The sequence below is a fragment of the Thermotalea metallivorans genome (assembly GCF_001562415.1).
Lineage (GTDB): Bacteria > Bacillota > Clostridia > Peptostreptococcales > Thermotaleaceae > Thermotalea > Thermotalea metallivorans.
The window spans coordinates 56,463-69,960 of sequence record NZ_LOEE01000028.1 but is presented as its reverse complement, the minus strand read 5'-3'; the positions used below and the strand labels follow the sequence as shown (position 1 = coordinate 69,960).

General features: G+C 41.1%; 12 protein-coding genes. 6 read left to right on the top strand and 6 right to left on the bottom strand.

Annotated features, from left to right (window positions below):
* Positions 1-8 precede the first annotated feature (8 nt).
* Complete coding sequence (locus AN619_RS05585; protein ID WP_068555599.1) at positions 9-431, bottom strand: hypothetical protein; 423 nt, start codon at positions 429-431, stop codon at positions 9-11.
* Between the two features lie 15 nt (positions 432-446).
* A complete protein-coding gene (locus AN619_RS05580; RefSeq protein WP_068555597.1) occupies positions 447-1,457 on the bottom strand; it encodes a CotS family spore coat protein in 1,011 nt (336 codons plus the stop codon).
* A gap of 55 nt (positions 1,458-1,512) precedes the next feature.
* Between AN619_RS05580 and AN619_RS15885 the strand changes: the two genes are divergently transcribed.
* Positions 1,513-1,683 carry a hypothetical protein gene (locus AN619_RS15885; RefSeq protein WP_157064923.1) on the top strand — a complete coding sequence of 57 codons (171 nt, stop codon included), beginning with the start codon at positions 1,513-1,515 and terminating at the stop codon, positions 1,681-1,683.
* Positions 1,684-1,853: 170 nt separating this feature from the next.
* Positions 1,854-2,975 (top strand): glycosyltransferase family 4 protein, encoded by a 1,122-nt coding sequence (locus AN619_RS05575; RefSeq protein ID WP_068555595.1) that lies wholly within the window; start codon positions 1,854-1,856, stop codon positions 2,973-2,975.
* 345 nt (positions 2,976-3,320) lie between these two features.
* Here the strand turns inward: AN619_RS05575 and AN619_RS05570 are convergent, their stop codons facing one another.
* Together AN619_RS05570 and AN619_RS05565 are read right to left on the bottom strand one after the other, a co-directional pair.
* The gene (locus AN619_RS05570) at positions 3,321-4,394 is read right to left on the bottom strand and encodes a mannose-1-phosphate guanylyltransferase (protein WP_068555593.1); all 1,074 of its coding nucleotides are present in this window, start codon (positions 4,392-4,394) and stop codon (positions 3,321-3,323) included.
* A gap of 276 nt (positions 4,395-4,670) precedes the next feature.
* Positions 4,671-5,600 (bottom strand): ABC transporter substrate-binding protein, encoded by a 930-nt coding sequence (locus tag AN619_RS05565; protein ID WP_198153247.1) that lies wholly within the window; start codon positions 5,598-5,600, stop codon positions 4,671-4,673.
* Between the two features lie 259 nt (positions 5,601-5,859).
* Between AN619_RS05565 and AN619_RS05560 the strand changes: the two genes are divergently transcribed.
* The 4 genes from AN619_RS05560 (at position 5,860) to AN619_RS05545 (ending at position 11,226) form a co-directional block, all read left to right on the top strand.
* A complete protein-coding gene (locus AN619_RS05560; protein ID WP_068555589.1) occupies positions 5,860-6,870 on the top strand; it encodes a FecCD family ABC transporter permease in 1,011 nt (336 codons plus the stop codon).
* Positions 6,867-7,907 (top strand): FecCD family ABC transporter permease, encoded by a 1,041-nt coding sequence (locus tag AN619_RS05555; protein WP_068555586.1) that lies wholly within the window; start codon positions 6,867-6,869, stop codon positions 7,905-7,907. The genes AN619_RS05560 and AN619_RS05555 overlap by 4 nt, the downstream gene beginning before the upstream one ends.
* Positions 7,908-7,959: 52 nt before the next feature.
* The gene (locus AN619_RS05550; protein ID WP_068555585.1) at positions 7,960-8,775 is read left to right on the top strand and encodes an ABC transporter ATP-binding protein; all 816 of its coding nucleotides are present in this window, start codon (positions 7,960-7,962) and stop codon (positions 8,773-8,775) included.
* Positions 8,776-9,762: 987 nt separating this feature from the next.
* Complete coding sequence (locus AN619_RS05545) at positions 9,763-11,226, top strand: alanine/glycine:cation symporter family protein (protein WP_068555583.1); 1,464 nt, start codon at positions 9,763-9,765, stop codon at positions 11,224-11,226.
* Between the two features lie 107 nt (positions 11,227-11,333).
* Here AN619_RS05545 and AN619_RS05540 read toward each other — a convergent pair whose 3' ends face one another.
* Together AN619_RS05540 and AN619_RS05535 are read right to left on the bottom strand one after the other, a co-directional pair.
* Positions 11,334-11,984, bottom strand: coding sequence for a potassium channel family protein (locus tag AN619_RS05540; protein ID WP_068555580.1), 651 nt, complete (start codon positions 11,982-11,984; stop codon positions 11,334-11,336).
* A 15-nt stretch (positions 11,985-11,999) separates the two neighbouring features.
* Positions 12,000-13,343, bottom strand: coding sequence for a TrkH family potassium uptake protein (locus tag AN619_RS05535; RefSeq protein WP_068555578.1), 1,344 nt, complete (start codon positions 13,341-13,343; stop codon positions 12,000-12,002).
* Between the last annotated feature and the right edge of the window lie 155 nt (positions 13,344-13,498).

Here is a 13,498-nt window from a genome sequence, read left to right as displayed (position 1 = left end):
TCCCTCCTTTAGTCAGTGGTTTTTCTATATTTGATCTCTTGCCTTAATTTCCTGTATTCATCCTCCAATTCAGGATCCAATCTACCTTCCTTATATAGTTTTCTAAGGATTTTATACCTTTTTGTTTTTTTTTCCTCCAGCTCTTCCTTCTTTTTCCTTAGCTTTTTTAGGTATTTGATCTCCTGTTTTGTGGCCTTTATTTTCTCCTCGTAGGTTTCCAGCTCGCCCTGCCTGAAATATGAATCTTTTTCTATATCATCGCCAATTTCTATATCATCGATGGCACTTGCCATATACGTTTGAATTGCAGCTTTATCTTCTTCTGACATAAGATGGATGGAATCCAGAATAAAGTCCAATTCTTCCATCCACTTCTTATGATACTCTTCGATGTCGGATATTCGAAGAATCCTTCGGTTTCCCTCTTCCATAATTCCTTCTCTCCTTTATGCCAAAAATTTTTTCATGAAAACCTCTCGCATCGGTATATCCTCTAAAATCCGGTTTAATCTTCTATGAAATACTTCTTCCTCCCAAGGCTGTTTCTCCACATAATATTGGAGTCCGATCTGCCAAAATTCCTGGGGAAATTCCATGAAGGCTTTGATCACTCCGATTTCTTCTCCTAGAACTGTTTTTTCCCGGTTATAGGTATTCCATATAAAATATGCTTTCTCTAAAGACCAGTTGCCATATCGCATATTGCGTATGAGGAAGCTGGCCAAATCATGAATGGTCATATCAAAGATACAGTAGTCAAAATCGATGAGATATACGATATCGTCCTCTGTGATCAGTACGTTATGATGGGCCATGTCATGGTGACAAAAGGTTTTCTGCCGCCGACTCTCCTCCGCCAACCGAAAATATTCTGTCTTTGTCAAGTGGCGAATGGCCTTTGTCCCCCAGTCATAGAAATAATCCGTGTAACGGATAATTTTTTCATCGAAATCGTTCTTGACTTCCTTGCCCAAGGCTATCTCCTTAAACATCAACATTTCCCCACATCGCCTTTGGAAATTTTCTATCCATTTTCCCCATAATATTCTTGGGGTTGCCTTTTCGCTGGGTTCAAATCCTTTGGCTGCTTGATGAAATCGCGCCAAAGCTGTAACAGTCAACTCCAGATCAAAAAAATCGTCATAATTGGCTTCCCTGCCATGAATCCACTGTCCCACCATCAGAACGCCTTTATCTTGCACAATGCCCATTTTCCCATCCTTTGTCTCCATAATCTGGGGAATATAATGAAATCCATGATTACGCCCATGGGCCATGGCTTCTACCATAAACAAATATCGATCATAGGAAGCATTTACCTTTTTCAGCAGTTTTACGCCGTCATCGGTAAGCAATTTGAGTACTCTTTTGTTTTCCTCCCAATCATATACCTTTATGTGGTAGTTTTGGGCGATGAGTTCCTTCAAATCGCAGTATGAAATCCAAGCCTCTCCCATCCGCAACACACTCCGATATCAAAGTCCTATTGTATTATATGACAGGAGTAGGAAAGTGTTACCGGAGGAAGTAACCATCGGACGGATGGGTGAATATGATGATATATATCAAACTTTGGAATTTCATTTGTATATCGAAAACCAACTGCTAAACCGAATGGTTCTGTTTTTGACAAGGTTGTGGCGGCTAACTGCTGGCCGCTGGCTGATAGCCGTTACCAGTTAGCCCATGGGGGTTCATCCTTGACAGTAGCTTACAACTTACAACTTCCAACTCATGACTGGAAACTGGTATCTGGTAACTACTGGCAGTCAGGTGATCGGTAATATGTGATAGTTTCTAAAATCCGAAATTTTCAAATTCCTTATCTGTTTACATAGGGAGGAGAGATAGTTATGTTGATCAGTATAGATACCCGAGGGGCAAAACTCTATGCAGGTACAGGGATCGGTACCTATACCCACCAGCTGATGAAAAATATCATGAACCTGGATCGAAAAAATCAATATTTATTCTTTTGGCCTGGGGAAGGCTATGACCGGTTCAACGGCTTTCACAACATTCATGTCCATTTGGTGGGAACAAAAAATAAGACCTTTTGGACCTATGACTATATCCCCCATCATGTCAAAAAAAGCAAAGCTCAGCTTTTTCATATTCCTCAAAACGGTATCGGCTTGCCAAAGGAAAAATTCTGCAAGTATGTTGTCACCGTCCACGATCTCATCCCCTATATACTGCCCGAAACCGTAGGTTACAGCTACCGAGAAAGATTCATACAAGAGATGCCTTCTATTATTGAAAACGCCGATATTATCATTACCGTATCAGAATACTCCAAACAAGATATTATCAGCTATTTTGGCGTGCCTGACAAGAAGATTGTAGTCACTCCCCTAGCAGCCGATGACATTTATCGTCCTATCAACCATATGGAAGCAAAAAATTTCATAAAAAATATCTACGGTGTTGACCGGGAATTTATACTGTATCTAGGAGGGTTTAGCCCCAGAAAAAATATCCTGGGACTCATCCGCGCCTATCATCAAAGTCTGAAAAGACTGAAGGGCATTTATGACCTGGTGATTGTAGGTGCCCCCAAGGATTCCCATGGCCAAATCGTCTCCACCATCGAACAGCTTGGCATAAAGAACCGGGTGATCTTTACCGGTTTTGCCCCTTATAGTCATTTGCCCTATTTTTACAATGCCGCCTCTTTGTTTGTTTATCCTTCCATCTATGAGGGATTTGGCTTGCCTCCTTTAGAGGCCATGTCCTGCGGATGTCCTACCATCACTTCTAATTTGACTTCTATCCCTGAAGTGGTGGATGATGCAGCACTTTTGATCAATCCCTATGATATAGATGCATTGACAGAAGCCATAGTCCAAGTGTTGGAGGACAAAAAGCTTTCTATGGAACTCATTGTCAAGGGACTCAAAAGAGCCTCACAATTTTCCTGGGAGAACACAGCAAAAAATACATTAAAAGTCTATGAAGCATTATTAAAAGTATAAAAAGACTGTAGGACTACCTTAAAAAATTTCCGCCTATTACAGAAATTACATTTATTTTACAATATCATTACATTCCATTTTTTAGAATATTTTCATGCTATAATAGATTTACAATATCTATGGTGGTGATGGATATGGAAATGTTGCTTATTCTCTTATGTGTTCTCATATATTTTTCTATCGATACAAAAGAAGATTTGGATCAAGAACCTGCCTCCAATTATATAGAAGCTCAGCAATGAACGAACCTCCTCCACCTCACGACAACAAAATCAGCAGCGGAAACCTGCCGCTGCTGATTTTGTTGTCGTATATCCTTTCATTTTTACATATAATACATATAATTTATATAAATTTTGTCAGCTCCTGCTGCTCCACAATAATCTTTAATAACTCCTTAATATCCTGATCCCGTGATTTGTCACATACCAATACCACATCCCCCGTATCCACAATGATGAGATTGCTTACCCCGATGGTAGCAATTAAGCGGTCTTCTCCAAAGATAATGCATTCCCTGGTATCAATTTTGGAATTTAAGGCCTTCACAATATTTCCATTTGCATCCTTCTCAAAAAATCTTTCCAAGGCAGTCCAGCTCCCGATATCATCCCACTTGAAATCCGCCTCAATCACATAGACCCGGGTACTTCTTTCCATAATCCCGTAGTCGATGGAGATTCCGTCTATTTCCTGATATACTTCTTCCAGTACCTTTGCCTCTCTTTTCGTGCCGATGGCATCGCTGATTTTCATCAAACTGCTATATAAATCGGGAAGAAATCGCTTTATCTCATCCATCAATACGGATGCCTGCCATACGAACATACCGCTGTTCCATAGATACGTTCCTTTATTTAAAAATTCTATAGCCTTTACTTTATTAGGTTTTTCAATAAATCTTTTCGCCACATACACCGGACAATCATAAGTATCTATGGACTTTCCCGCCTCAATATAGCCATAGGCGGTTTCAGGCCTGGTGGGCTTAATGCCCATGGTCATGAGACAACCGGTCTCCCTGGCAACCACCACAGCATCATTGATCACTTCTTCAAATTTATCTTGGTCGAATATCAAGTGATCAGAAGGAAGGACAATCATTGTTGCGTCTGGATCTTTTTTTAGAAGGTGTACTGCCGCCAAACCTATGCATGTGGCAGTATCCCTGTTCATAGGCTCAATCAGGATATTTTCTGGAAGTATCTCGGGAATCTGTGTCTCTAGGGTATCAATATACTGCCCGCTGGTTACGATATATATTCGATCCATAGGTACTATCTTGCTGATACGGTCTACAGTAGTTTGTATCATCGTCTTGGCACCTACGGTCCTTAAGAACTGCTTGGGTCTGTTTTTTCGACTTTTCGGCCAAAATCTGGATCCTACTCCGCCGGACATGATGACTGCGTATTCCATTTATGTCTCGCCTCCTTAATATCCACTATATGGCAGCATAAATGGATTGGTTCCTGGATTTTAAGCATTCCCATTGTCCACTCCCTTCATCCATAAGGATCATCCCCGTAGGCTTTATTCCATACTTAATAATTTTACCGTTTCCTCAGCTATATTGGACAAAATAGTTGCAGCCTTTTCTTTTGTATTATTGGATTGTCAAATCAATAAAAGCATCCCAGAGTTTTAATATTTACCCGGAATGCTTTGAAAAAAATATATTATTTATAGTTTTTATTATTTCTCTTCATTCAAAATATATTTATACAAATCATCTAACATCTTATTGGCTGCCATGACCCCACCGGACATGTTCCAATAAACCTCATTTACACGAATAACCTTATCATTCTTTACGGCATTCAAGTTTTTCCATAATGGATCATTCATCCATTCTTTTTGCAATTTAAATACCTCTCCATCACCTTTCCAATCTGCCGTAAAATCAAATATGATATCTCCATCCATTTCAGGAATTCTTTCCTTTGTCAATTGGGCGATTTTTTGATCTTTTACTCTTTGGGCTTCCGGTCTGGATAAACCTACTTCTTCAATTATTAATCCCGGAAAACCTGTATAATAGATTCTTGCATGATCAGGATTGAAGCGTATCAGCGAAACCTCCATAGATGCCTTATCGCCTAACTTGCTTTTAAAGTCCTCCACACGCTTGTTCCAATCTTCCATAATCTTATCGCCCTCTGCCTTTTTGTTTAGAGCTTCTGCCACAAGGGCTAGATTGGCTTTCCAATTGAATACATCCTCAGACATAACGGTAGGAGCAATAGCATTCAACTGTTCATATATTTCTTCATGACGCATTTTGCTTCCCAAAATAAGATCCGGCTTCAGTGATGCAATTAGTTCCAAATTGGGTTGTGTCTCATCTCCCAATACGACAACGCCTTCCATTTGGTCTTTGATATAGTCATACCAAGGATCCCCTATCCAGGACTTTACTGCACCCACAGGCTTTGCTCCCAGTGCCAGGGAAATATCAACCATGCCGTTTACCAATACTACAACTTTTTGAGGTGTTCCTTTCACTTCCGTAGTCCCCATAGCATGGGTAATTGTTCTACCCTCTTCATTCGTCTTTTTCGATGATGCAGCCTTATTTTCCTGTGGGCCGCTGCACCCCGCTACAACGAATATGAGACTAAGCAAAAGAGCAACAAAAGTAAGAACGGGCTTTTTCTTTTGATATGTTGTAAAAAGTATTTTTTTACCTCCTGTTTTGTAATGATTATTATTATCAATTCAAACCCTGTTACAAAATCTATTATATAATCCGAAGAAATTGATTGTCAATAGTTTTTGATAATGATTTTCAAAATCATTGACCTGATTGGCAAATTATTATATAATGGGCATTAAAGGATTCCTAGTTTGAAATGATGTAAATTTTATTGAAAGGAAGATCGTGATGGTTTTCATTTTGTCAAATAGGTCTGCAAAAATAATTGGACTAATCGCAGGTGTTATGTTTCTCCTGCTTTGCATCTCAGCCAGTATTCGGTTCGGCATTACCAAAACCGATTGGAAAATGATCATGGAATCCTATTCAAATTTTAATGGTTCCAATGAACATATCATTATCCGAAATTTGCGTGTTCCTCGAGCACTCATTGCTGCTGCAGTTGGGGCAAGCCTTGCCATTGCCGGTGTATTGATGCAGTCCTTAACGAAAAATCCATTGGCTGCTCCAGATATACTAGGTATCAATGCCGGTGCCTGCTTCTTTGTTGTCTTTTCTGCTTCGTTTTTCTCTATTTCTGCTTTAAGTGAATATACATGGATTGCCTTTTTCGGTGGAACCGTTGCTGCTGTTGCTGTATATTTTGTAGGCAGTATTGGAAGAGATGGACTGACACCTGCGAAGATTGTATTGGCCGGTGCTGCAATAACGGCTTTGTTTTCATCTTTTACCCAGGCAATATTAGTGCTAAGTGAAAAAGAATTGGATGAAATATTATTTTGGTTAACCGGTTCTGTAGAAGGAAGAGGTTTAGATATGCTCATGGCCGTACTCCCATATATGGCTATTGGATGGATAACAGCTTTTCTCCTTGGAAAATCTTTAAATTTGCTCGTCATGGGTGAGGATGTGGCAAAGGGATTGGGACAGAAAACTACATTGGTTAAACTTCTAACCGGCATTGTAGTGATTTTGTTAGCGGGAAGTTCTGTGGCAGTAGCTGGTCCTATCAGCTTTGTAGGCATTATTATTCCCCATATTTCCCGTTTTTTTGCAGGTATGGATCACCGCTGGCGGATCCCTTACAGCGGTTTATTGGGAGCTATTTTGTTGCTCCTTGCCGATATCGGTGCACGGTTTGTTCTTATCCCCAAGGAAGTTCCCGTGGGCATCATGACAGCCATGATTGGCACACCATTCTTTGTATATATTGCACGAAGGAGGTTTTCAAGGGCATGAATCAATATATAGTCTTTCGAAATGAGAGATGGAGGGTTTCTTTTCTGATCAATAAGAAAATTGCATTCACCATTGGAATACTCATGGTTCTTACCGGGATCGTTTTTATCGGGGGAATAGGAATGGGAGATTTCAAGATCAGCCCGATAGAGGTAATGAAAGCCTTTTTAGGAAAAGGCGAACAGATGAACCGCCTTGTTATACAGTCTATCCGCTTGCCAAGGCTTATTATTTCCACGCTCATCGGTGCTTCTCTAGCAGTGGCAGGGGCAATCTTGCAAGGTATCATCCGCAACCCCTTGGCTTCTCCCGACGTTATCGGCATCACCGGGGGAGCTTCCATAGCGGCTGTTGGATTCATCGTTTTTCTAGGAGGAAAAGTAAGCATACAATACCTACCCCTTGCAGCTATGCTAGGAGGAGGATTGGTTACCTTGATCATATACTTTTTATCTTGGAACAAAGGTGTTACACCTATTCGCTTGGTACTGATCGGGATTGGCATGGCTGCAATGATGAAAGCCTTGACCAGTTTGATGATTATTCTGAGTCCAAGCCACACGGCACATCAAGCATACATTTGGCTAACGGGCAGTGTTTATGGGGCCACTTGGAAAAATGTGTTTACCTTGCTTCCTTGGTCACTGATTTTTATTCCTACGTCCTTTATTTATGCACGCAATATCAATATACAAGAATTGGGGGATGAGATTGCAACGGGTGTGGGAAGCAACGTGCAATATCAAAGATTTGTACTTATTTGCATCAGTGTAGTCCTCGCAGGATCAGCCGTTTCCATTGCAGGTGCAGTTGGTTTCATCGGCTTGATCGCTCCCCATATCGGCAGAAAATTTGCAGGACCTTCCTTTGGGGGGCTGCTGCCTGTATCGGCACTCATTGGAAGCCTTTTGATGATTTTGGCGGATATAGTAGGAAGAACAGCCTTTTCCCCCCTAGATATCCCTGCCGGAGTTTTTACTTCCGCCATTGGAGCACCTTTTTTTATTTATCTGCTTTACAAAAATAGAAATTGTTAATTTTCGTAAAAACAGATTTTATTCTACCACTTGGAATAAGGAGAGAAAAAAAATGAGTATACTGCAAACAAAGAATTTGACATTGACTTACGGCGATACAATCATTATCAAAGATCTTCATCTAACCATACCAAAGGAAAAGATTACTGTTCTCATTGGTAGCAACGGGTGTGGAAAATCCACTTTGCTTCGCTCCTTAGCCAGGCTTTTAAAACCCAAAGAGGGTGCTGTCATTCTCAACGGTAAGGAGCTTACAAAATGGCCCACAAAGGAAATTGCCAAAAACCTTGCTATCTTACCCCAAGGGCCTATTGCCCCTGAGGGATTAACCGTATTGCAATTGGTAAAACAGGGAAGATATCCTCATCAAAATTGGCTGCAACAGTGGTCAAAAAGAGATGAAGCAATCGTTCATAAAGCATTAGAAGTTACGCAAATGAAACCCTTTGCGGATCGGCCTTTAGACGCTTTATCCGGTGGACAGCGCCAAAGGGCATGGATTGCAATGGTATTAGCCCAGGAAACAGACACCATTATTCTGGATGAACCTACTACTTATCTAGATATGACCTATCAAATCGATATATTGGATTTATTGTTTGACCTGAATCGCAACGAGAAGCGGACCATTATCATGGTTTTACACGACCTTAATTTGGCCTGTAGATACGCAGACCACATCATCGCTGTACACAATCAATCGATTTATGCGCAAGGAGCCCCGGAGGATATTGTTACCGAAGAAATGGTTCGTACTGTTTTTAACATGGAATGCCAAATAGCTAGGGATCCTTTATTTGGAACACCCATGTGCATTCCTTATGGCAAGGGGAGAATCATCAAAAAATCAGATAAAAGAGCCGGTTAGTCATATTTTTAGGACAGTCACCATAACTGCCCTAAATTTTTTATAGCAAAACCCTTGATGTTCAGTTTCCTTCCTGATCCGGTCTGTACTCCTTTGGTAAACAAAAAAAAATAAGGAAAAAAGATTTTATGATTCACCACGAAGCCTAAATCATAAGGGGACTGGATCATTATATTGATTTATCTTCAGTACTAAAGGCAATCACCTATTGATTATCCACCATACTGGTGCTGCTCCTTTTGATGATGCCCATGGCGTAGGTTGCGATATTGGGAATGAACATCAAAGCAATTTATACAAAGATAGGGTTTTCAATTTTTTGCTTTGCAGTATATATTGAAAACCTTCTTTTGGCATGGTGAAAAAATGACTGGTTGTTCTCTTGCTCTTTTCCACTTCCTCATAAGAAATAAAAAGCAAAGATCCTACCGCCTGTTGCAGAACTGAAAATAACCGTTAATTCATATAGAATTCTAAGTCTGGAATATGGTTGCACTCATGGCCATTGTATAAAACCAGTTCCCCAAATCTGAAATTATCTGGGCACATCCCACCAACATAAGACCCTTTTTTTCTTTCAGAGGTTTTTGGATCGAAAAAAGTTATGCTCCATTATATACAAATTATTCAATATTTTCCTTTCTGTTTTTTCCATCTTCTTGTTTGCTTGGTGACTCCGCTCATTCCATTCGGCCTATCTTACAGCAAATATATCCCTGTAAAAATCGTTGAAATATTGTGGATAATGCAGAAACTATTTCTATATAATTCTTTCATGGCTCTCCTGCAGCCGTAGATGCTGCTCTAATTCCAGCAACTGCAACCGTTGTTCATAGCTTTAATATTTTGTAAAAAATTACATTTGAAAAAATATGAAAATATTATTGTATTTTTTCAAAAAATATAGTATGATTTTATTACGTTTTATTACTTTTTTTTAATATGTTTTTAAAATCATTTTAACACATTTATGGAGGTGGATTTTTTATGGCACAGTTTGTTGATGCAGTGAACGGGATACTGTGGAGTAAAGCACTTATTTATTTATGTTTAGGGGTAGGTTTGTATTTCTCCCTTGTAACCCGGTTCCTGCAAGTGCGACACGTAAAAGACATGTGGAAGTTGCTGTTTGGCAGCCAGGCATCCGATACGGGAGTATCATCCTTCCAGGCTTTTGCCCTTGCCGTTTCAGGTCGTGTTGGTACAGGTAACATTGCCGGTGTTGCTACTGCCATCGCAATGGGCGGTCCCGGAGCTGTATTTTGGATGTGGGCAATCGCTTTCCTGGGTGCAGGTTCAGCTTTCGTAGAATCTGTTCTGGCGCAAATTTACAAAGAAGAGCAAGACGGCGAATACCGCGGAGGTCCTTCCTTCTATATTGAAAAAGGTCTGGGCATGAGATGGTACGCCCTTACATTCGCAGTAGCAACTGTAATCGCCATGGGCTTCTTCTTGCCGGGGGTTCAATCCAACAGTATTGCTGCCGGTATTCGAAATGCATTCGGCATTAGCCCATATATTACTGGTGGATTCATCGTTGGTTTATTGGGTCTGATCATCTTTGGCGGTGTAAAGCGTATCGGTAAAGCAGCAGAATTAATCGTACCTTTCATGGCCATCGGGTATATCCTTGTATCATTAACTATCATTGCTTTAAATATTTCAAAATTACCGGCTGTCATTGCATTAATCTTCAAGAGTGCCTTTGCCATCGAACCGGCCTTTGCTGGTATCCTCGGCTCTGCAATCTCTTGGGGTGTAAAGCGTGGTATCTACTCCAACGAAGCAGGTCAAGGTACTGGTCCTATCGCTGCTGCCGCTGCTGAAGTTTCTCACCCGACAAAACAAGGTCTGGTGCAAGCATTCTCCGTATATGTAGATACATTATTTGTATGCTCCGCAACAGCATTCATGATCTTAATTACCGGCATGTACAATATCAATAATCCTGCCGGCGGTTTCTTGGTAGAAAATATTCCCGGTGTTGAAGTAGGTCCGGCATATACTCAGATGGCTGTGGACACATTGATTCCGGGCTTAGGCAGCAAATTTGTCGCCATCGCATTGTTCTTCTTCGCATTCACCACACTGATGGCTTACTACTACTATGCTGAGTCCAATATCGCCTATCTGTTCAAGAAAGGTGCAAACAGACATCTTATCATCAATATCTTAAGAGTTGTATTGCTTGCTTCCATCTACTATGGTTCCGTAAAAACAGCTTCCTTGGCTTGGGGCTTAGGCGATATCGGTGTTGGTGTCATGGCATGGTTAAATATTATCGCTATCGTTCTGCTGCAAAAACCTGCACTGCAAGCCCTCAAGGATTATGAAGAGCAACAGGCTCAAGGTTTAGATCCTATCTATGATCCTAAGAAATATGGAATAAAAGGTGCGGAAGTTTGGGAAAAAATACTGGCAGCTGCCAAAAGCGGAAAGAAAGTAGGTTAATAAACTGGCATGGATAAAGCCCTCTAATGATCATCATTAGAGGGCTTTTGCATTTTATCTGTTCTAACAACGTTTGTAAAATGTCCAATTTTGTCAATGGCGTATTTTTATCCTCTCTGCTCTATTTTTTGCAAATCATCATTATGGCCTACTACTACAAGCACATCTCCCCTTTTGATTACATCGGCAGCAGTGGGGGAGATATTGATTTCCCCTCCGTGTTTGATGGCCATTACATTGATGCCGTATTTTCCCCGTATGTTCAAATCCTTCAAACTCTTTCCTTCCCATTCCTTAAGGCTGGTAACTTCCACAATGCTGTAATCCGGTGCCAGTTCAATATAATCTAAAATGTTGGAGGACACAAGATTGTGGGCCACCCGTACCCCCATATCCCTCTCGGGAAATACCACCCTATCGGCACCGATCTTGTAAAGCACCTTGGCATGCAGTTCATTTTGAGCTTTTGCCACCACATACTTAACACCCAATTCTTTTGCTATCAGGGTAATCAATATGGATGACTGTATATCCGATCCGATGGTCACCACCACCACATCAAAATTCCGAATACCCAAAGATTTGAGAGAGGCCTCGTCGGTAGCATCTACTTGCACCGCATGGGTAACGGAATCGGCAATGGCCTGGATCACGTCTTCATTTTCATCAATAGCCAATACGTCATAACCTAAGCTATATAGGGTTTTGGCCACGCTGGACCCGAATCTTCCACACCCTATCACTGCAAATTGTTTCATCCTTCTTTCCCCTTTCTAGCCTACAATTACTTTTTCTTCCGGATATTTATAGGCGCCTTTGTTTTTCTGCTGTTGACTTGCCAATGCCAGTGCCACTGTCAGAGGTCCTACTCTCCCCGCAAACATCGTTAACGATAGAATGATTCTGCCTATGGGTGTCAACTTTGGCGTTATCCCCAGGGACAGACCTACGGTTCCAAAGGCGGAAGTAGTTTCGAAAAATATTTCTAAAAAGCTATGGCCCTTTTCCGTAATCGTCAAGAGCATGGTAACCATCACCACCAAAGCTCCTGCGATGCCTACAATGGCCAAACACCGGCTGACGATTTCCCTTGGAATTCTTCTATGAAAAATTTCTGTATCCGTTTTTCCTCTGATCTCAGAAATAATCGTCCACAGCAACACCCCGGCCGTCGTGGTTTTTACGCCGCCGGCTGTTCCCGCTGGTGAACCCCCGATAAACATCAATACAATCGTAAAGAATATGGATGCCATGGTCAGCTTATCCGTAGGCAGGGTATTGAAGCCTGCTGTTCTGGGTGTAATGGAATGAAACATGGCAGACAGCAGTTTTCCTTTGAAAGGAAGACCGCCCATTGTGTCAGCATTATTGTATTCCAGGGCTAAAATTACGATAAATCCCATAACCGCTAGGATACCTGTAATGAGCAATACCAATTTGGTATGGAGCGAAAACCGCCTGAAGCTCCTTTTCTGAAGAATCTCTAACACTACCGAGTATCCCAGTCCTCCCGATACAATTAAAACACAAACTACAATATTCACCAGCGGGTCCTTTACAAAAGGAGTTAAGCTTTTAAAATCACCGATTAAATCAAAACCCGCATTACAAAAAGCAGAAATAGAATGGAAGATACTGTAGGCAATCCCTTTCCATAAACCATATATGGGGATAAATTTGATTGATAGAAGGATTGCACCGATTCCCTCTATGATGAAGGTTGTAATCAATATGTACTGGGTTAGTCTGACAATGCCCTGTATATTAAATTGGTTCAGCGCTTCCTGCATCACCAGTCTTTCTCTCAAGGTAATTTTCTTCCCAAAAATTAAGGCAACAAGGGTGGCCATGGTCATGAACCCCAGACCCCCGATCTGAATCAGCAGCGTAATCACAACCTGTCCGAAACCACTCCAATAGGTACCCGTATCAACGACAACCAAACCTGTTACACACACGGCAGAAGTGGCTGTAAAAAGGGCATCGATAAACCCTATGCTTTCTCCGCTTTTTGAAGCAATCGGCAAGGTCAGCAACATCGCCCCTATCAAAATGACCGCTGCAAAACCCAGAACCAATATCTGTGCCGGATTTAATTTTCCGTCGATTGTAACCATCTCCCATCCTTTACATTCTTACGCTATTCATTATCCCCAAATCTCTTGATCTTATGTTTTTTTGCCCTTCCATCCTGTTCCCATTGTACTTTTTTTGTCATTTTTATTATAAATCCATTCTTCCTATTCGTCAAAAGAAATCGTGTGTCCTTGTT